This window comes from Saccharicrinis sp. GN24d3 (genome assembly GCF_052400645.1).
GTDB lineage: Bacteria > Bacteroidota > Bacteroidia > Bacteroidales > Marinilabiliaceae > Saccharicrinis.
This window is the reverse complement of sequence record NZ_JBQTGI010000022.1, coordinates 71,651-92,101: the sequence shown is the minus strand read 5'-3', so window position 1 is coordinate 92,101 and position 20,451 is coordinate 71,651. Positions and strand designations below refer to the sequence as shown.

At 39.8% G+C, this 20,451-nt stretch carries 9 protein-coding genes; 1 reads left to right on the top strand and 8 read right to left on the bottom strand.

From position 1 onward, the window contains the following. Window positions 1-216: 216 nt before the first annotated feature. From ACT29I_RS21110 to ACT29I_RS21075, 8 genes are all read right to left on the bottom strand, one after another. Entirely contained in the window at window positions 217-1,740 is a 1,524-nt protein-coding gene (locus ACT29I_RS21110; RefSeq protein ID WP_444794348.1) for an alpha-L-fucosidase, read from the bottom strand. A 277-nt stretch (window positions 1,741-2,017) separates the two neighbouring features. Then, on the bottom strand, window positions 2,018-2,848 hold the full coding sequence (locus ACT29I_RS21105) for a cytochrome c3 family protein (protein WP_430934615.1): 831 nt from the start codon (window positions 2,846-2,848) through the stop codon (window positions 2,018-2,020). Window positions 2,849-2,927: 79 nt separating this feature from the next. After that, entirely contained in the window at window positions 2,928-4,058 is a 1,131-nt protein-coding gene (locus ACT29I_RS21100) for a permease (RefSeq protein ID WP_430934616.1), read from the bottom strand. Between the two features lie 293 nt (window positions 4,059-4,351). Beyond that, complete coding sequence (locus ACT29I_RS21095) at window positions 4,352-5,935, bottom strand: sulfatase family protein (protein WP_444794347.1); 1,584 nt, start codon at window positions 5,933-5,935, stop codon at window positions 4,352-4,354. Next, the gene (locus ACT29I_RS21090; protein ID WP_444794346.1) at window positions 5,935-7,476 is read right to left on the bottom strand and encodes an alpha-L-fucosidase; all 1,542 of its coding nucleotides are present in this window, start codon (window positions 7,474-7,476) and stop codon (window positions 5,935-5,937) included. Before ACT29I_RS21090 ends, ACT29I_RS21095 begins: the two co-directional genes overlap by 1 nt. A gap of 645 nt (window positions 7,477-8,121) precedes the next feature. Further along, entirely contained in the window at window positions 8,122-10,575 is a 2,454-nt protein-coding gene (gene galB, locus ACT29I_RS21085) for a beta-galactosidase GalB (protein WP_430934619.1), read from the bottom strand. Between the two features lie 237 nt (window positions 10,576-10,812). After that, window positions 10,813-12,312, bottom strand: a complete 1,500-nt coding sequence (locus ACT29I_RS21080) for a sulfatase family protein (protein ID WP_430934620.1) — start codon at window positions 12,310-12,312, stop codon at window positions 10,813-10,815. 217 nt (window positions 12,313-12,529) lie between these two features. Further along, window positions 12,530-16,693 carry a hybrid sensor histidine kinase/response regulator transcription factor gene (locus tag ACT29I_RS21075; protein WP_444794345.1) on the bottom strand — a complete coding sequence of 1,388 codons (4,164 nt, stop codon included), beginning with the start codon at window positions 16,691-16,693 and terminating at the stop codon, window positions 12,530-12,532. Window positions 16,694-16,879: 186 nt separating this feature from the next. On the opposite strand from ACT29I_RS21075, the gene ACT29I_RS21070 reads away from it, so the two are divergent. Then, window positions 16,880-20,449 (top strand): VPS10 domain-containing protein, encoded by a 3,570-nt coding sequence (locus tag ACT29I_RS21070; protein WP_444794344.1) that lies wholly within the window; start codon window positions 16,880-16,882, stop codon window positions 20,447-20,449. Window positions 20,450-20,451: the final 2 nt, after the last annotated feature.

The following is a 20,451-nucleotide window of genomic DNA, read 5'->3' as shown; positions in this document are numbered from 1 at the left end:
AAAATGGACACTGAACAAGAAGAACTTTATGAAATTATCTTAAAATATTTTTAGGGTGTCCCAATGCGGAAGTCAAGAGCGACGATGCTAGGGGGAAGTACCGATCAAAGTTGCGGGGATGGGGGTTACTGAGTCTCTCTGTTTTTAATCTGTAAGTCCCACTGTTAATTAAAAAACATATTTGGACACCCTCTTAAATTTTATCCAAATGAATGTCTATTTGAGCGTAATCTTATAAACCAAGGCAGCATCAGCTTCGGCCGGTTTCTTTTTAGGCTGCTGAACGTTTAATCCTGCTTTAGTTCTTTTCCATTTGATTCTTTCACTGCTTCCGAGCACTTTAATCGATTTTATTTGAATATTTTTAGCCTCATCAGCAAATGCGGAGAGTGTTCTTTCGGGGGTTTTAGTGTTCCATCCTAATTGAATAGCATATACTGTTTTCCCTTTTTGTGTATAGCGAATATCCGCCGCATTTAAATTATTCAATCCTTTTTTGATAGCACCATATTCGTTCCAGGCATCTTTGGGATCCCGTTTAAGTTCTGTGGTTCCCTCACCAAAAACAACAAACGGACGGGTGTTATAAATCGCTTCCCCATATAGTTTCATCCAGGCTCCGATGCCCTCCATAGCTTTCACCTGTTCTTCGGGCATGGTACCGTCGGCCATGGGGCCTGCTGAAAGCAGCATAATACCATTCTTGCTTACTACTTCGGCCAGCATTCGGATTGCTTTAGCAGGATCGATAGCTGTACGTTTCTCTTTGTTGTAACACCACGAGCTCCCTAATATAAAATCAGTAATCCAGACTTCCGGAGTGATATCTTCCATGGTAGCCCTTTCCACGTTTACCACCGATAACTCGGTAGGGAAGAAGTCACCTTTGGTATTTACCACCACTTCTTTTCCTTCTTCGGCCGCCTTATTAAAGTAGTTGCTTAAAAACTGTTTGCGGTACTTTTCTGTGATAAAACGCTGTCCAAAGTCCATCCAAATATAATCCGGGCAATGTGCGTCAATTACCTCGTTTAATTTACCCAACCACAAATCTTGCGCTTCGTCGTAATCCATATTACAATACAATTTGCGGTATTTAGGATCCTGTGGTACTTCGCAATTTTCGTACACATAGTTGTATTTATTGGGTGTAACTGGTCGCATTACGGCCTGGTCTTGTTTAGGATAAAACAGGTTGTGGAAACCGTGATGAAAGGTGGCCATAAATTTGAGGTTCCGTTTTTTAGTTTCTTCGGCAATAGAAGCCACCATATCAACCCCGGGTCCCATGTCAACCGAATTCCATTCATTCACCTCGCTGTCCCATAGTGAGAAACCATCGTGATGTTCGGCAATGGAGCCAATAAATTTGGCACCCAAACCTTCAAACATATCTACCCATTCTTTGGCGTTGAAATTAGGCGCTTTCCAACCCGGGATAAAATCGTGGTAGTGAAAATCCTCGCCATAGGTTTCTCGATGCTTTTTATATACTTTCCCTCCCCAAAGGTTAGGTTCCCTGTCGGGTACGTACATCCATCGGGGATACCACTCGCCGTCAGTGGCCGGCACGGAATAAACACCCCAATGAAAATAAATGCCTAGTTTGGCATCCGCAAACCATTCGGGAACGGCTTTGTGTTTTTTAAGGTTTTCCCATTCAGGTTTGTATTTTTCTTGTGCAAAGGAGAATTGCAAAGAAAGCGTGATAATTGCTGTGAAAAAGATTTTTCTTAACATGACTTTAAATAATAAATTGATCATGCAATTTACTAGATAGGAAATGATATTGTCAGGAATGATTGTATCAATAATAGGGGGTAATTGGACAATTTGGAAAAGTTTTATAGTCAAAGAGAGGGTGTCCGAAAACAAAAAATAAGTTTAATTTACAAATTATCATTTTTGGGCTCCCTCCTTCTAGATTCCTAATATGTTTGGTCCAGAAATAGTTACAAAAAGGCAATGTTATGGTATAATGAGCGGAATTTAAGAATCAATGCACGTTCATTTACTTTTAGTCCATCAACTTATAATGGATATCGCCAAACAGCTCGTGTCCTACTGATTTGTCGTGGCACGAGGTACAACTCATCTTACCCGTTGTGTTTCCTAATTTTCCATGGCTTCCGTGACATGTCATACAGTTGTTGACTGTTTTATTATCGTACTGGTTTGTAATATAAGTATCGTTGAAATATGAGTTTAGAATTTCAACTGTTCGGGAAGCGACATCGGCAGTTAAACGTCGGCAGCGTTCTTTTCGCTGCTTGCTGTCTATTCTAAATCCGGTTTTTTCCCCCCATCTTGTTGTAGAAGCATGGCAAAGAACAGATGTTGACACGGATGTTGGCGGGGTGAAATCCAGAACAGGTTCATTCGGTTTGAACAAAGGAAATGCATTATTCTCGTACCAGTAAAATAACTCAGAAGTAAGAACATCTCTAACTTTCTTGTTATCTATTAGTAAGCCCATAACCGCTGCAGCCCCGTTTAAAGTGCCGCAAATAGTTCCTGCACCTCCAATACCACCGTGACCATATTTCATCATATGAACAGGAAAGGAAGTATAGGGTTCACCTATCTTGTTGGCTAGTTGAGCTATGATACTGCTAAAAACACCATACATACAACTGCCCACGTTATAATCCTGATAAGCCAGTTGAGATGTGGAAGCCGGATCTAATGGGCTATATTTCCATGACGATTCTGTTTTTTCCAGTTCTATTTTTTCCGGTGAAGGAGCTGGAATTTCTTTCGGCTTAAATGCGGTGGTTAATGCGGCAACACTTGCGGTTCCTGCGGCTAAAGCTCCAGCCGCTATTTTTATTGCTTTACGTCTGTCCATAGTTAATTTTGTAGTATAATAAACAGTTAAATGCTTTGTTATCCTCTATTTATCTTCTGAACAAGGTTACTTTAAGTCATTAAAGAATCATGTTGAAAAGATATCCCAGAGCAATTATAAACAAAGTTATGGTGCCAAAGAAAATACCAATGAGTTTCCATTTCATGACCTTCTTGAGTAAGGTCGCTTCTGGCAATGAAAGTCCAACTACAGCCATCATAAACACGATGGCAGTGCCAAGAGGAACACCTTTTGCCACAAATACCTGAATAACGGGCACTATTCCTGCAGCATTTGCATACATGGGCACAGCCAGGATGACAGCCAACGGCACCGCATACCATTTGTCAGCAGATAAAAACTCCGTAAAGAAATTTTCTGGAACGTAGCCATGCATGGCAGCGCCAATGGCAATGCCGATAAGTACATACAACAGCACCTTTCGAACGATATCCCATCCATCTCTTATAATAGATGGCAAACGGTCTATAAAAGGCGTTTTCTCATCTTCCCACTCTTCATTTTCTTGTATGGCATTTTCCTGAACCTGTCGTACCCAATCGCTCAGATATTTGTCGAGTTTCAATTTTCCAAGAATATAGCCGCCTACCATCCCCATAATAATACCGCTGCTGGCATAAATAAGAGTTGCTTTCAAACCAAATAGACCCAAAAACATCGCTACTGCGACTTCGTTAACCAGTGGAGAAGTTATTAGGTAAGCAAAGGTAACGCCAAGCGGGATACCCCCTTTTACAAAACCAATAAACAAAGGGATAGAGGAACAGGAACAAAAAGGTGTAACTGCCCCAAAAAAAGAAGCGAAAAAATACTCCAGGCCATACAGTTTTTTTGTGGTCAGGTAAATTCTTAAACGATCCACCGGGAAATAAGCATTAATTACTCCCATTAAACTACTGATAAGGAAAAGTAGGATAAGTATTTTAATGGTATCGTAAAAAAAGAAATTCAATGCTTCACCTATATGTGATTCGGAACTTAGATGAAATAAATCGAAGGTTAAATAATCAACCAAAGTAGGGAGATAATGATACAATAAAATTAAAGCCGGTAAAACTATGGCAATTGCAACTAATAAACCTGCCCTTTTCTTATTTTCCGGGTTATTCAACTGTTCGGGACTCTCAATGGCACAAGCCATGCTCTTTCCTTCTTCCTGATCTTTTGATAATAAATTTAATTTATTCATTGGATATTATTTAAGTCATATTTTTGGCAATGCGTTCGTAGTTCGCAGAAAAACGAACTTTCAAAATAATTTTTTTTACCAGCATTTATTGTTTGCATGCAGATCCAGAATGTATCTACCTAAATGATGCTGTATTGTATTAGCGTAGCTTGGTACAGCATGCTGTTTATCTATGATTTTATTTTTGTCCACCATGATGTTCGTAATATTGCGAACAAATATAATTGATTTTTTAAAGTACAGCAAAAAAATGTCTTTTTTTTGAAAATTAATTTGGGTAAATCAAAGCAAAATTACTTATCCCAATACTCATCCACTATTTTTTGAATATGTGGGTAAGCATCGTCAGTTTCGTTGTACATTTTGCGTTGGCGTTTAAGTTCTTTCTTTAGTTTCGTTATAATATGGGCATACGCAGGATTATCATATACATTATTGGCCTCATGGGGATCCTTGTTTAAATCGTAGAGTTCCCAGGATGGGGGAGTAGGACGTACTACAAATGATTTGTCAGGCGTAAGCCAGGCTCTGGAAAGTTTCCCGGTTTCGTTTAAATCCCAATGCCTGCCGTAGAAGAAAATCAACTTGTAATCCTGGGTACGTATTCCAAAATGTCCGGGAATATCATGGTGTGTAAGGTGCAGCCAATAACGGTTATAGGTGGCCATACGCCAGTTCCTTGGTTTTTTCCCTTTCAACAATGGTTTTATGCTTTTTCCCTGCATTTTTTTGGGAACAATACCACCTGCCAGATCAATCAGGGTTGGAGCAAAGTCAGTATTATTAATAATCATATCATTTCTGGTACCCGCTTTTATTTGTTTGGGATAATGCACGATAAAAGGCATACGCATTGACTCTTCGTACATCCATCTTTTATCCACCATATCGTGTTCGCCCAACATCATTCCTTGGTCGGCGGAATAGATTATAATGGTGTTTTCATACAGACCATTGTTTTTTAAAAACTGGAAGAACTTACCCAGGTTGTCATCAACTCCTTTAACACAACGCAAATACGATTTAAGGTATTTCTGATAAGCCATGGATGTTGCTTCTTTATCCGGTATGCTTTCATCGATTTTATAATAGTTCACATAACCGTTGATAGGGTGTCTCCGAGATACCGATGTCCCAATCTCATGAATCAGGCTGTCATTTTTTCCACGGGTTCCTTCTGATCCCCAGTTGGGTTGAGAATACAGGTTTTCAGGTTCAGGAACTTTGGTATCGGCCAGGTAACCTTCGTATCGTGGGGCATATTCAAACCAATCATGTGGTGCTTTAAAATGGTACATCAAAAAAAATGGTTTGTCCTTATTGTCTCGGTTTTTTACCCAGTTGATAGCTTTTTCGGTAATTACATCGGAGGAATGACCAGTAGATTTAACTATATTATTGGGATAAACACCATTCCCTTTTTCGTAAAAGGTTGGGTTGAAATATTTACCCTGACCTTTTAGTACGCTATAAAAATCAAAGGCCGTGGGTTCACACATGACATGCCATTTGCCGATTACCGCAGTTTCGTACCCTTGTTTCTTTATTTCTTGAGGAAGGTATTGTTGCTCCGTTTTTAAGGGTCGGCTGAAATCCAGTATGTTATTGGTTTGACTGTATTGCCCCGTCAGAATGGTTGCACGACTGGGAGTGCAGATGGAATTAGTCACAAAGCAATTTTCGAAAACCATGCCTTCACTAGCCAATTGATCAAGATTAGGCGTGGGGTTTAAAAAAGCCAATCTACCGCCATATTTTCCAATGGCATGGGCGGCATGATCGTCGCTCATGATATAAATAATATTGGGTTTTTTGAGGGTTTGAGCATTTGTAAATGAAGCCAAACCGAGTAATAAAAGATAGAAATATTTACGCATTATTTTAGTTTTACTTTATAAACAATGGTTTTGTCGTTAGGCATTTTTTGTGGGGCAGTGATAAAAAGACCAATGTCGCTTTGTCTCCACTTAATTTCTTCCTGGCTTCCAAGTAGGTTAATGTTTGCGATTTTGAATGTTCCGGCCAAACCGTCTTTTGCAAAACTCTTTAGCAAATATTCTTTACCTGCCGCAGGAAGAGCCAACTGAGATATGTACAAGTTGGTACCATTTTGAGTAAACCTAAAGTCTTCAGGCTGGTAAGTAATTCCGAAACCCTGAACTCCGCCAAAATGGTTCTTCTTAAGTTGGGTAACTCCTTCGCCATAGGTAACAAATGGACGGGTATTAAATACCGCTTCTCCATTGGTTTCTAACCATTTTCCAATTTCAAGCAGTCCATCTCGTTGTTCCTGAGGAATAATTCCATCGTGGGTAGGGGTGATGTTGAGTAAAAGACAACCGTTTTTACTGGAGATATCAATTAGCTCATCAATAATAACGTCAGGTGTTTTTAGGTTTAGGTCTTCCCTCCAGCTCCATCCGTGCCATGCATAAGAGTCATCCGTTAACCACGGGAAGTCCGTCTTTTCATCGAACCTTCCTTTTTCCAGGTCTAATACACCAACACCTTTTTCGAGGTCTTCGTTTTTATAGGTCAACACAATATCTTTGTTCCATTCCAATCCTTTGTTATAGTAGTGTGCCACCATTTCTTGTCGGTCTTTTTCTGGTAAAAGAAAAACACGACTATCGAACCACAATAAATCCGGCTGATATTTATCTACCACTTCGTAAATTTTTTCTTTCCAGGTGTTTGCAAATTTGCGGGAAGGAGCATACTTAGGGTTAACCTTACCCTTAAATTGCCCGCTTGCTGCATGTCCACCTCTAAAGCTATCAAAGGTTTCGGGAGCAGTCCATTCGCCATAAAATTCATCGAACTCAACGTCTGAAGTATCAATAAGTCCGCTCCAACGGTTATACCATCCCCATTCCCAGCTGTGGTGAAAGGTGGTCACAAACTTTAAATCCTGACTTTTGATGGCTTTTTCCAACTCTCCGACCAGGTCGCGCTTAGGGCCATAGTTAACCGTATTGTATTTGTTAACCTTGCTGTCCCAGTTCGAAAAGTTATCACAATGTTCGGCAACAGGGCCAGCGAATTGGGCACCTGATTTTTTGAAGAGCTCAGCCCAGTCGCTGGCATCAAAGTGTTCTGCAGTGAACTTGGGAATAAAATCGTGGTAATGAACCGAATCACCATAAGTATCCAGATGATGTTCCCGTAGCCAGTGGTTCCATCCTGTGTCTTTATCTTCATACATTTGGCGCGAGTACCATTCGCCTTTTCCCATGTAAGAATAAACACCCCAATGGAAGTAAATACCAAATTTGGCATCTTTAAACCATTCCGGTGTTTTGTGTTGTTTTAACGATTCCCAGTCGGCTTTGTATTTTTGAGAAGAGTTTTCAACGGTCGTTTTAGTCTGGCAACCCATTAAAACTATTAACAATAAAAGTATCAGATAATTTTTCATTGTATTAAAATTAGTGAAACCTGATAGTCAGCGTAATTTTCAATTATCCGACAACGTGATCTAATTAATTGCTCCCAGCTTGCGATAGCCCGGCAGCTCTTCGGTTTCATGATAAGAAGAATTAATATACTGATTTGTAGATATGCAAAGTTAAGGTGGATTGCTGGTGCTTTATTGTACATATCCGACAATTGTTTGAACTATGACGTTAAGGGAAAGTAAATGATTTTTACCGCAATGTCATTAAGTTAAACTATATCTGTTGAAAAGCCTTCAGGTACAGGTATGCTGATGGGTTTAACAATGCTGGAACCTTACATCGTCCTTCGGACCTGACAGCGTTAAATATACAGTCTTAATAATAGGGGTTTGGCAGGGTGATTGTGTAAAGTTAAAAATCAGAGATGGTTTACCCGCAATATGCATTAGAAAACCTATTGCTCGCTGAAATCACTTCAAAACAAGTCACTTCGTTGGATTGCTTTTATTCACTAAAACTAGGCTATGCCTCACTTCAGCAAAGCCTAATGTTATTGTGCTTTCAATGTTCATGAGGATCTTCTAATACATCCGGGTTAGAACAAACCGAGGGCTCCGCTAAAAACGAAACCCTCGGTCAAATATTAAATCCACAAATAAAAAATCTTACTTAGTAGTTACCACCACTTTTGCTGATTTCAAACCTTTTGAGGTAGCCGTTAATTGGATAGTTTCGGCTGCCTCTGAAGATTTAAGAATAGCTAATGCCATGCCGCTAAATGCTTTGCGGTGGTTGGCCTGAAACGATTCCAATGAAGCTTGATTTCCATTGTCCACAGCTATCAATGAGCCTGCTCCTTTTACCTTAAAGAATACCTGGTTGTCGGCCATTGGACAAAGGTTACCGTTTTTGTCCTCGATGCGAACGGTCACATAAGCCAAATCTGTTCCGCTGGCCTCAATGGTTTTTCTATCCACAGAAAGAGAAACTTTGGCAGGTTTTCCTGCGGTATTGATGATTTCTTCCTGAATGGCTTTACCATCTTTATAGCCTACCACTTTAAGTTCTCCAGCCTGATAAGGCACATTCCACGATAAACGGTATTTCGACATAAATGTCTTTGGTTTGTAACGCAGGAAGTCTACTTTAATCTCGGTTAAATCTTTACCTTTTACTCTTTTGCCCAGCGATTTTCCATTTAAGAAAAGCTCAGCCTCGTCGCAGTTGGTATAACAGAACACAGGAATTTCTCTTCCTTCCATGCCTTTCCAGTTCCAATGTGGTAAAAGGTGTATCATAGGCTCTGTTGTCCACTGACTTTGATAAAGGAAAAATCTGTCTTTCGGGAACCCGCATAAGTCAACTGCACCAAAGTACGAACTGTGTACCGGCCAGTCGCCATTCCAATAACCATTGGTCGAGTTGTCCTTACCTCCGTATGGTGTTGGTTCACCCAGGTAATCGAAACCAGTCCAGATAAATTCACCCATGCTATGCGGATATTTCTCTTGAAAGTGGAATTCAATATCGGGAGGATACGCCCAGGGTGGTCCTATCAAGTCGTAACTGCTTACGTGTAACGATTCATGTGTTTTGTATTTCTCGATTGGCAGGTGGTAAACACCGCGGCTACTGGTACAACTCGAAGTCTCTGAACCATAAATAGGCAGGTCAGGGTAGTTTTCGTGAATCTCACCGTATTTAGTGGGTTTGTAGTTGGCTCCGGCAATATCCACCTGTTGTGCCATATTGTTGTCGTACGGACCTGAGTAGTGGTTGAAACCCGCGGTAGTAGGACGGGTCATGTCCATTTCCTTGACATAATCATTCAACATTTTAGCTGATCTCCAACCATCCTTCTTGTCTTTTTGTTCAATAATTTCGTTTCCAATACTCCACATCACAATAGATGGGTGATTACGGTCTCTTTTAACCATAGCTTTTATGTCGCGCTCTGCCCATTCCTCAAAGAATACATTATATCCGTTAGGAACCTTAGGCATTTTCCAAACATCAAAAGCTTCGTCCTGAACCAACAAGCCCATCTCATCACATAGCTCTAAAAGCTCTCTTGATGGTGGGTTATGACTGGTGCGGATAGCATTTACACCCATATCCTTCATAATTTGAAGTTTGCGTTCGTCCGCTCTTCTGTAAATTGCAGCACCCAAGGCACCGTTGTCGTGGTGCAGACAGACCCCGTTAAAGCGAACCTTACGACCGTTCAGATAAAAGCCATCCTTATCGTAGCTGATATGGCGGATACCAAAACGGGTATGGTAAGTATCCAGTACTTTACCGTTTTGAGTGATCGTAGTAACTGCATTGTACAGGTGAGGTGTTTCTAAATCCCAACGTTTCGGATTTTTTATGTAACACCATGTACCGGAAACTTTAGCCGAATTAGGGGGAATTGTCATCGTTTCTTCCGCTTCGGCAACTGATTTGCCATCAGGTGAGAAATATTCTTGTGTTACTTTTATTTTAGCGGCCTTGTTGCTTTTGTTTTCAACTGTTGTTTCGTTTTGAACAGAAGCTTTCACGTCAGTTACGGTGGGGGTGGTTACGTAGGTGCCCCATTGCGCCACATGAACAGGTTCATCAATTTTTAACCAGGTGTTACGATAGATTCCTGCACCCGGATACCAGCGTGATGATAAATCCTGTGGAGTCAGACGTACTGCTATTACATTCTCAGACCCATACTTGAGGTAATTGCTGATATCGAATTCAAAACCGATGTAACCATAGGGGTGGTTGCCAACCAATTTTCCGTTTACCCACACATAGGCGTCATACATGGCTCCTTCGAATTCAACACGAACCACTTTGCCTTTTGCGGTATCAGGCATGTTAAAGTGCTTCCGATACCAACCTGTTCCGTGGAATGGAAGACCCCCGCAACGGGCGTTGTACTTATTGTCGAAAGGACCTTCGATAGCCCAGTCGTGCGGTAAATCCAGTTTTCTCCATGCGGAATCGTCAAAATCTGCCATTTCGGCACCTTCGGCTTTATCGTTAAAAAAAAGCCAGGACTTGTTAAAACTTTGATCCTGTGCCGTCAGTGTATTTCCTATGGCCAGAAAAACAAGCATTAATACAATTACTGTTTGCTTCATGATTTTATTTGATTGTTTAAAATTCATTCTAATGTTTCTCGCAGCGTTTCGCAGAGGTATTTCTTGTTTCACATAGTTTCCGGCGCAGATTTCCTAAGTATATTAAATATAGTTTGTAATGCGTTGGTTTGATTTACATGATTATACTAAGGGTGTTATGCTTGGTTATTGCTATTGTCCCTTTGGGGAACTTTACTATCCTTAATTAACAAGTGACCATTGTTTACTGACCACCGATCACTGACTACTGTCCCTTAACTTATTATACTTCTGAAACAAGCTATTTACCACTGATTTATGCTCCGGTGAATGGATCAGGTTTTTATTTTCATCTTCAGAGATATTATTTTTAAGGTTGAAAAGAGCAATAGGTTCTCTGATTTTATCTGTTTTGTCCTTTTTATCAATTTGGATGATCAGTTTCCAGTTATCTTCAGAGATGGCCACAGTTTTTTGTGTTCCACCTTGCAGCATTAATTCGGGATGTATTGTTGCTTCCTTGTTTTTTAAATAGGGCCAAATGTTTTTGGAATCCATGGCTTGACCTTCTGCAATTTTATGATTGGTCAGATCTGCTAAGGTCGCCATGATATCTAATCCCAGTATGGGTTTGTCACTTGTACCGGTTTTTATGTTTTTGGGCCAGGATGCAATAAAGGGAACCCGATGTCCCCCTTCGAAAATTCTATTTTTTCCACCCCGATAGATACTGCTGGGTTGATGCCCTGTAGCCAAGGTTTCCCTTCTGGTTAAACCTCCGTTGTCAGATGTGAAAATAATTAAAGTATTATCGTATATACCTTGTTTTTTAAGTGCTTTTATCAGCATTCCCATCTGAACATCCAGTTCCTTGATCATATCCATATGGGCACATGGAGTTGTTCCTTTAATTTTAACCCCGTCCAGTTCATCGCAAGGGGTATGTGGCAGATGTACGGCTAAAGCGCAATAATACAAAAAGAATGGTTTTTTCTTTTGTGCATTACCATTAATGTAATCAACTGCTTTAGAAATAAGTAGTGGTCCCATTTTATGCGGATCCCAGTTAGAATCGCCTAATCCTTCACTTTTATCCAACTTAAAATTGAGTTTGTCCATCTTTTTTTGGGTGATAAAATCAAATTTGGAATCCTTGGCCAACGGATACCACAGTTCATTTTCGTAACAAGCATAGGGAACGTCCTGGATTCCGGCAGGGAAAGTAAAGTCATAGTCAAATCCTTGATCCTTAGGGCCGCCACCAATATATTTCGAGATATCCACATCCAACTCTGGTTTGTTGCGGGGGCCTCGGTATATGGTTGCTTGCTCATCCTTTCTGTACCAATCGCCACCCAGGTGCCATTTGCCAAAGAAAGCTGTGTTGTAACCCGCCTTTTGCATTAGTTTACCTAAGGTAAGTTGATCCTTTTTAATTGGCGACTTTTCATATGCTCCCCAAACACCCCAGGGAAAATCACTTCTAAAACAACTGTTCCCGGTCATGATTCCATACCGTGAAGGGGCACAAAGCGCGGCAGGGGAGTGGGCGTTGGTAAAAGCCATACCAGTATTGGCTAATTTATCCAGGTTGGGCGTTTCCAACACAATATTATCGGAATGCATTTTTCTGTAATACGATAAATCACCCGTGCCAATATCATCGGCCAACACTACAATTACATTGGGCTTGATTTGTGCTTTTAATCCTGTAAGTACAGCTAGAGATAACAGTATTAGAATACTTGACCTTATCATGTTTGCAGATTTTTAGTTGCATTTTTTCAATATGTGAAAATACATAATAAGATAAGGATGTACGGGGTATAAATAGCGGGTTTAGGAGGTGGTTTTAACTTTTTATCGGTTAATTAACAGGTTAAATGAGTTTTAACATTTGAGAAATGCACGATACGGAATCCATTTGTTTTAAAATATTCTTACACCCATAATATGAGGCCATGGGTATAAGAATTTACTTTGTATCCTCATTTTCGTCATTTTCTTCTCCATCATTTGCATGTTCCCTTTTATAGTCTGATGGGGATAGACCTATTTCGTTTTTAAAGCAGGTTCTGAAATATTTTAAATCGGAAAAACCGACTTCGTAGGTAACATCCGCAACAGAATACCTACCTGTAGTAAGTAATTGGGCTGCACGTTTTATGCGAATAGATCGGATAAATACCTTCGCCGTCATTCCGGTTAGTGCCTTTAGTTTCCTATTTAAAATCACCTTTGAAATTCCATATTCCGAAGCCAATTCTTCCACGGTAAGTTCCGAATCGCCAATTTTGGATTCAATAATCCTTAGTATTTTAGCCAGGAATCTTTCATCCATCGAGGTGGTTGCAACTTCCGTAGGTGTTACTTCTACTTTTTGGCTGAAGTTTTTTCTGGCTTCTTCTCTTTTTTTCAGAAGGTTTTCTATACGAACCTTCAGTACTTCCAAATCAAAAGGTTTGGAAACATAAGCATCGGCACCCAGGCTATAACCTTTCACACGGTGCTCGCTTGAGGTTTTGGCCGTCAATAATATAATTGGGGTATGACTGACGTCCACATCCTCCTTGATAGTTTTGCACATTTCAAAGCCATCCATTTTAGGCATCATCACATCGCTTACTATTAAATCAGGATTATCTTGTTTACATTTTTCTAATCCTTCTTCACCGTTTTCGGCTTCTATCACAATGTATTCATCGCTCAAGCTTTCTTTTATAAAACTACGCAGCTCATTGTTGTCCTCGACAATAAGCAAAGTTTTTTTGTCAGCGGTATCTACCGAGGTTTCATTATTTTTGTTTTCGGGATGCGCTAAAGTTTTTTTTGTATTTACCCAAACCACATCTTCTATCGGCTGGTATATTCCTGTTTCATCCACCTCTTTCTTACTAAAATGATCTTTACCTTTCAGTAAGGACACCATAAATTTTGTTCCTTTGTTTTCTTCGCTGCTTACATCTATTACACCTTTATGCATTTCAACCAAACCTTTTGAATAAGCCAGTCCAATGCCGGTACTACCATATTTTTTATTCTCTATTTTGTCGGATTGATAGAAGCGTTCAAAAACATGTTTCTGCATGGTTTTATCCATTCCTACCCCGGTATCTTCCACGGTTATATAGGTCATATATTTATCTTCGTTAACGTCAATACTTATTTTGCCACCCTCAGGGGTAAACTTAAAAGCATTAGATAGAAGATTATATATTACTTTCTCCAGTTTCTCGGTATCGAAATACATGGGTATTTTATGGGAAGTAAAAGACATTAAGAATTCTATTTTCTTTTGCTCGGCATAAACCTCAAAGGAAGCATATACATCCTTGATGAATTTCACGATATCACCCTGGCTGGCTCTCAGTTTCATTTTGCTTTGCTCAAATTTACGGAAGTCCATCAGCTGGTTGATCAATCTGAGCAAGACCGTGGCATTACGGTGGATAATATTGTGGATATTGTCCATTTTCTCTTCTGACATCAGAGATTTATCCTTGATCAACTTTTCTATCGGACCTATAATTAAAGTCAGGGGAGTCCGGAACTCATGTGAGATATTGGTGAAAAACCTGAGTTTCATTTGGGAAAGTTCCTCCACCTTTTCTTTCTCGAAGCGCTCCATCAACAATTGGTTTTTTTGCTGTACGCCAATAATCGAGAATCTACGGAAAAACAACAGCAAAATAACAATGGCAACCGTATAAATAAACAGCGCGTAACCGGATAGCCACCAAGGCGCAATTACTGTAATGTCTATTGTTTTGGGCTCAGTTCCCCAAATGCCATCGCTGTTGGAAGCCAATACTTTAAGCTGATATGTGCCTGGTCGCAGGTTGGTATACTTTGCGAACCTTGCTTCGGAGGATGTGGTAATCCAATCCTCATCGAAACCTTCTAACATATATTTATATTGGTTTTTACGGGGAGCAGCAAAATGTAATCCTGCATAATAAACCGTAAAACTATTTTCGGAATATTTTAGCTGAAGCTCTTTGGTATCATTCAAATCTGTTGTTAGTAGTGAACGGCCATGAATTTCCTCTCCAATTTCAACCCGCTGATTTAAAATGTCGAGTTGAGTAAATACAACCTGACTCAAGGATTTGTCTTCAGTTATTTGTTTTGGAAAAAAGCTGTTAAAACCGTTTACCCCTCCAAAAATCATTTCTCCATTCCTACGTTTAAAACAAGCCAACTCCGAAAATTCGTAATCCTGCAAGCCATCATCAACATCGTAATTAGTCATTTCATTACTTTTAACGTTGAATTTGGTCAAGCCTGCATTTGACGAAATCCAAAGGTGCCCTTCTTCGTCCTGCAAAATACCTTTAATCACATTGTTGGGCAGTCCATCATCGGTAGTTAAGGTTTCAAAGTAACCTATGCCGTCCTTGGTTTCACGGTAACGATTCAGTCCTCCACCCAAAGTTCCGATCCATATATCCCCTTCGGAACTTTGGAATATAGGTAAGATATAATCATGGCTCAAGCTGTTGGGTTCGTTGGCAATGTTCCTATAGGTAAAAAAATTGGGGTTGGCATTGTACTTATGCTTTTCTTTTATTTTCGCCAATCCATCCGCAGTGCCCACCCAAATATTTCCATTCCTATCCTCTAAAAGGCTTCGAATTAGATCGGAAGGTAAGGAATAACTCTTTTCTTGCTTTATAAAGTTATCCTGTTGATATCCTCCTTTCCCATCCGGTTTCAACCTCCACAGGCCTCCTCCATAGGTACCAAGCCACACATAACCATGGCGGTCGATCATTGCCGAAAATACAGCCCTTTTAATGTCTAGATTCCATTTGTCAATATTTATTTCCTTCCCGGTTCTGGTATCAAATGCTAAAACTTTTGATGAATAGGCAGTTCCAATCCACATTACATTATTTATGGTGTCTTCAGCCAAGGCATACCCTCTTCCTGCAGTCCTTCCATCTCCTGCTTTAATATGAACGAAACCTTCAGAATAATCAGAATTGTTGTTAGAAGGCCGATAGTTTATGCCGCCACCATCGGTGCCAATCCATAAGCCGCTATATTCATCTTCGCATATGCTTCGTATTTTATTGTACGAAATACTGCTTGCCGTTCTGCTCTTTTGATAGTGATTAAATAGTTTTTTCTTTGCATTATAAATATTAAGACCTCCACCGTTGGTTCCCACCCAAATTAAACCGGACTTATCTTTAAATAAATCTACTATTATATCTTTACTTAAGCTACCATCTTCAACACCACTTGTATATACTTTTTCCACTTTATAACGTAGCGAATCCGTACTTATTCTTTTTGCATAAACTACACCGTTGTATGTTCCTAACCACAAATTGCCTTCGTTGTCGAATTCAAATTGGTTTGCACCCTTATATTCCAATACAAAGTTAAATACCTTGTCTTTTTTATTAAATAGTTGAACCCCTCTGGTATTCAGAACAAAAATCTTATTATTTCTTTCATGAATTTTTGAAGCTGACCTGGCGCCTTGACCACTAACAAACGATTTTTCAATTTTATAAGTAACAGGATCTATTTTTCTGATACCATATAAAGTCCCTAACCAAATATTACCCTGCGAATCTGCACAAATATCTTTTATATATCCATCTTTTGCTACCTTATTATTGTGTGTGATACTCTTAAATGGAACGGTAACTATTTTGTTATTAGTTACTTTAATGACATTTAGTCCCCTATGGGTAAGCACCCAAATATTTTGGTATTGATCAGCCTTTACCCTAACAATTCGATTAGTATGTAAAAGGTTTGGATTTTCTACGGTATTAGAGAAAGAGGTGAATTGATTGTTGGTAACGTTAAACTTACACACCCCATTATCACTGGTTCCAATCCATAGGTTGCCCTCGTTATCTTCGGTAATAGATTGAATAATGTTCCCAACAAGCCCGTTTTTCTGCCTGGGCTGTTTTCTGTATATCTTAAATTGATACCCATCGTACCGGTTCAATCCATCGTTTGTACCTATCCATATAAAGCCCCGGCTATCCTGGAAAATGCAATTTACATCGTTCTGCGAAAGACCTTCTAAAGTTGTAAGATGCCTGAATTTGCTGGCGTTTAACATAAGCGTCATCACGCATGTGAACAATAAAATGTAGATTCTTTTTCGCATGGCAAATAATTAGTAGTATATCTCCAAAAACAATAAATACAATATTATATCAATTCATGCGATAATCCACAAGTTTTTAATATCAATGTGTACCTAGTCCTGTTTGTACCCCATTTTCAGTATCATTATCAACCTATCATTTATATTAATTCATCAGATATTTGATGTATGGAAAAATTCTACAGTATGAAAAAAAATGTGCTACTATCTCTTTGTTTTTTGTTTTGTATCAATTCTTGGAGTAACGAAACCGTTTTTGAAAGCGGTTTTGAAAATGAAATTATAACAGATTGGAGCTCTACCTTAGGAACAGGGTTGACAACGTTTGAACGAAGCGAACAGGCAACCCGCTCGGGCTCTTACGGTTATCAAATGACGTTTAATACGTCAACTCAGAAAGGAAACCTAACCACAACTAAAAGTATTAACTGGGAGGAAGGGATTACTTACAAACTTTCGTTTTGGTATAAGGCAATATCACCTAGCGATAATAACGAAACCAATATAAAACTGTTCGATAATGCCGATAATAAGCTGGCGCAAATCAATATTAGTTCCTGGACTAGTAGCGATTGGGCTCAATATGTTACCGAATTCACCCCTGATGGCAATTACAATAATGGTTATGTATTATTTAGTTTCAGATCGAACAGTGCCGGGAACGCGCAATATTTCCTGGACGACTTTAAGATAGAACAGGTTATTGATGAACCAAGTTTTTTCAATGATTTAAAAACTAAAATGGTAGAATCAGACCCAAGTATTCAATGGACCCAGTTTGGTCCGGGCATGAGCGGGAACTGTAAATCGGCATTTTGGCATCCCACCGACCCTAATGTATTGTTTATTGGCCCCAATATGGGCAACTCCTATGGAACCTGGGACAAAGGCTTTACTTACGAATCCATTCTTAACGAAGATGAGACAGATTTCAGACGTGGATATCGAGGGCCAATTGAGCTAACGAGCCTGGATTTTTCGCGTCAGGACGCCGATTTTGGAATGTGCACCGACGAAAGAAACCAAGGTATCTATTACACGGAAAACAGGGGCCACAAATGGACAAGGCTAGCAGTAACAACCTTTGATGGTAAATATGTAGATGCTGTTGCCGTTGATCCAAAGGATGATAATATCTGGTATGCAGGAGGAGGGCGCCTTAGAAATCTGGGTAGTAACCTTTATCCGTACTCTCAACCTAAAGGAATATTAGCCGATCCTGCCAGTCTCAATAAAATTTGGAAAAGTACAGATAAGGGGCAATCCTGGACCTTAAAAATTAATGGACTGGAACCTGAAACCGGGATAGAAACTTTGTTGGTTGACCCAGTAAACTCTGATATAGTTTATGCCTCAACCAGCACAGGGTTTTACAAGAGTATGGACGGAGGAAACTTATGGGTTAAAAAGGATTCAGGCATGGATTACGATATGCTCCGCGCCATGGATTATCATTATAACCCGAAAGATGATATCCTGACTATGATTGTCATCAGCAACCCAATGTGGAAATCAGATGGAAATACCATTACCGACGACAAAGGAGGTTTGTTTAAAAGTACAGACCGAGGTGAGAGCTGGCAAAAGATTGCTGGAAACCTGGCTTTGGATATGCGTCAATTTCAAGGTAATTCGGATATTAAAAAGAGTTTTTTCCATTGTGCAGCTTATGTTTTTGATATGAGCGATGAGGAATTTGAAGCAGCCTACCCCAATTTGCCATCTGCAATAACAATTCGTTACAATACGATTGAGATTGACCCGAATGATGTAAATAATATTTACCTCAATAATGAATATTCAAACGCTTCACGCAATAACTTTAAACCAGGTCAAGTTTGGCGTAGTACCGATGGAGGGCAAAATTGGCATGTATGTTTAAGAAACGGGAAGGCCTGGAAAGCAGGTTCAGATGATTATAGTTATTGGACCAGCCGCACTAACCCGATGGAAACCAATATCTCGCTCAAATATAAAAAGGAATGGATAAACCGCGATTTTTATGAGCGAAAAGGATGTAACTTCGTAAAGTTCAATGCGGATGGTTCTGTTCTTCATACCCAAATGGCTAAGATATCATTAATGTCTTACGACAAAGGCGAAAGTTGGGTTGATATTGATGATGAATATACAGCTAAAGGAGAGGAGCGTTATGTTGGTGCAGGAAACAGTAATGTTCCGGGGCATGGATTCTCTCAACATCCACTTATGGCCAACAAGGTTTTCTGCTTTGCCGGAGAAAATAGTTTGTGGACAACTAACAATGAAGGCGATAAGGTACGTTCGGGAGCACAGGCGGCTACATTCAACAAGCTACTGCCTGAAGAAAACTCTTTAAGCTGGTATGCTGTTCACCCGCACGATACCACCATGCATTATGCTTTATTTTTCCGACAAGCTAAAAAGGGTAAGTTGATGCGATCGACAGATAGCGGAGAAACATGGAGTGAACATGGCGAGGCGGTTCCATATTGGGATATCAACAGTCATTCAGGTGATCAGTCCGTACATCAAATTCACTTAACATTCGATCCGGTTAATCCTGACAACATGTACTTTGTGGTACCTAAAAAAGCCAGAAGTCTGGAATTTGTTGGAGATTCGGAAATACATTGGGGCGTGCATAAATCGAGCGATGGCGGTGCCACCTGGACGGAGACCAATGTTGGATTGCCTGAATCGCTGGATGCTACCATGATTGCGATAGATCCCAACGAGCACAATACCTTATACGTTACTATACAAAACTACAATGGAGGACTTTTTAAATCGACAGACAAAGGTGAAAACTGGGCTGAAGTAGAATCAACCAAGAATATTTCGGGAGACCAAGGAATTAACGATATTCATTTTTCGGAGGATGGAAAGGTATATATTACGGCAGGAAGCAAAAACGGAAACGCCAATGACGGAGGAGTATGGGTAAGTGATGATCATATGGAAACCTGGGCAAAGATATTTGACTATCCGTGGACAAACCGAATTGAAACCGCCATGTATGATCCTAAAACCATTTTGGTATCTACTTTAGCCAATACCAAAATTGAAGGCCGAAATGCAGGAACCTTCCTATCAAAAGATGGTGGCGAGAACTGGATTAAAATCAACAAAGGAAACGGACAGTCTGATAGAATTAATGATATAGCTATCGACAATTATGTATTAGGTAAGTATTACGCGTCTACGTATGGAAGTGGATGGTACACAGCTATCGATCCTAACCCAAATGAAGCTGTTTCTCCTACCCGGGTTAGTACGTATCAATCTTCACTTTCCATTCTTGAAGGTGAAATAAAAAGTCTGTCATTTACCGTATCTCCATCTGAGGCTTATATTAAAAATGGCATTTGGAGTTCTAGTGACGAGCGTATAGCAACCGTTAACGCTATTGGTGAGGTAACAGGCGTTAAACAAGGAACCGTGACTATAAGTGTTCGGTTAGTCAATACAAATATTAGCTCCGATGTATCGGTTACCGTAGAACCTAAAAACGTTTCGGTAGGCATCGTGGGGTACGAAGAATTGCATGTATTTCCAAATCCGGCCAAAACCCATATTACCATAAAGTCAGCAACAACTAATACTTCAGAAGCCGTGGTTGATGTTTTTAGTGTTTCGGGCAAGAAGGTATTGTCGAAAGTAATTGAAGAACAGATGAATAATCAGATATCAATAGCGCAACTGACAAAAGGTTATTATTTTTTGGTCATCACGACCAAAGAAAAATCTATGCTTACCAATTTTATTAAAATTTAATA

Excerpts from the sequence above, each read along its gene's own strand:
- ACT29I_RS21110 (WP_444794348.1), bottom strand. The coding sequence starts at position 1,740 with ATGTTAAGAAAAATCTTTTTCACAGCAATTATCACGCTTTCTTTGCAA.
- ACT29I_RS21105 (WP_430934615.1), bottom strand. The coding sequence starts at position 2,848 with ATGGACAGACGTAAAGCAATAAAAATAGCGGCTGGAGCTTTAGCCGCA.
- ACT29I_RS21100 (WP_430934616.1), bottom strand. The coding sequence starts at position 4,058 with ATGAATAAATTAAATTTATTATCAAAAGATCAGGAAGAAGGAAAGAGC.
- ACT29I_RS21095 (WP_444794347.1), bottom strand. The coding sequence starts at position 5,935 with ATGCGTAAATATTTCTATCTTTTATTACTCGGTTTGGCTTCATTTACA.
- ACT29I_RS21090 (WP_444794346.1), bottom strand. The coding sequence starts at position 7,476 with ATGAAAAATTATCTGATACTTTTATTGTTAATAGTTTTAATGGGTTGC.
- galB (WP_430934619.1), bottom strand. The coding sequence starts at position 10,575 with ATGAAGCAAACAGTAATTGTATTAATGCTTGTTTTTCTGGCCATAGGA.
- ACT29I_RS21080 (WP_430934620.1), bottom strand. The coding sequence starts at position 12,312 with ATGATAAGGTCAAGTATTCTAATACTGTTATCTCTAGCTGTACTTACA.
- ACT29I_RS21075 (WP_444794345.1), bottom strand. The coding sequence starts at position 16,693 with ATGCGAAAAAGAATCTACATTTTATTGTTCACATGCGTGATGACGCTT.
- ACT29I_RS21070 (WP_444794344.1), top strand. The coding sequence starts at position 16,880 with ATGAAAAAAAATGTGCTACTATCTCTTTGTTTTTTGTTTTGTATCAAT.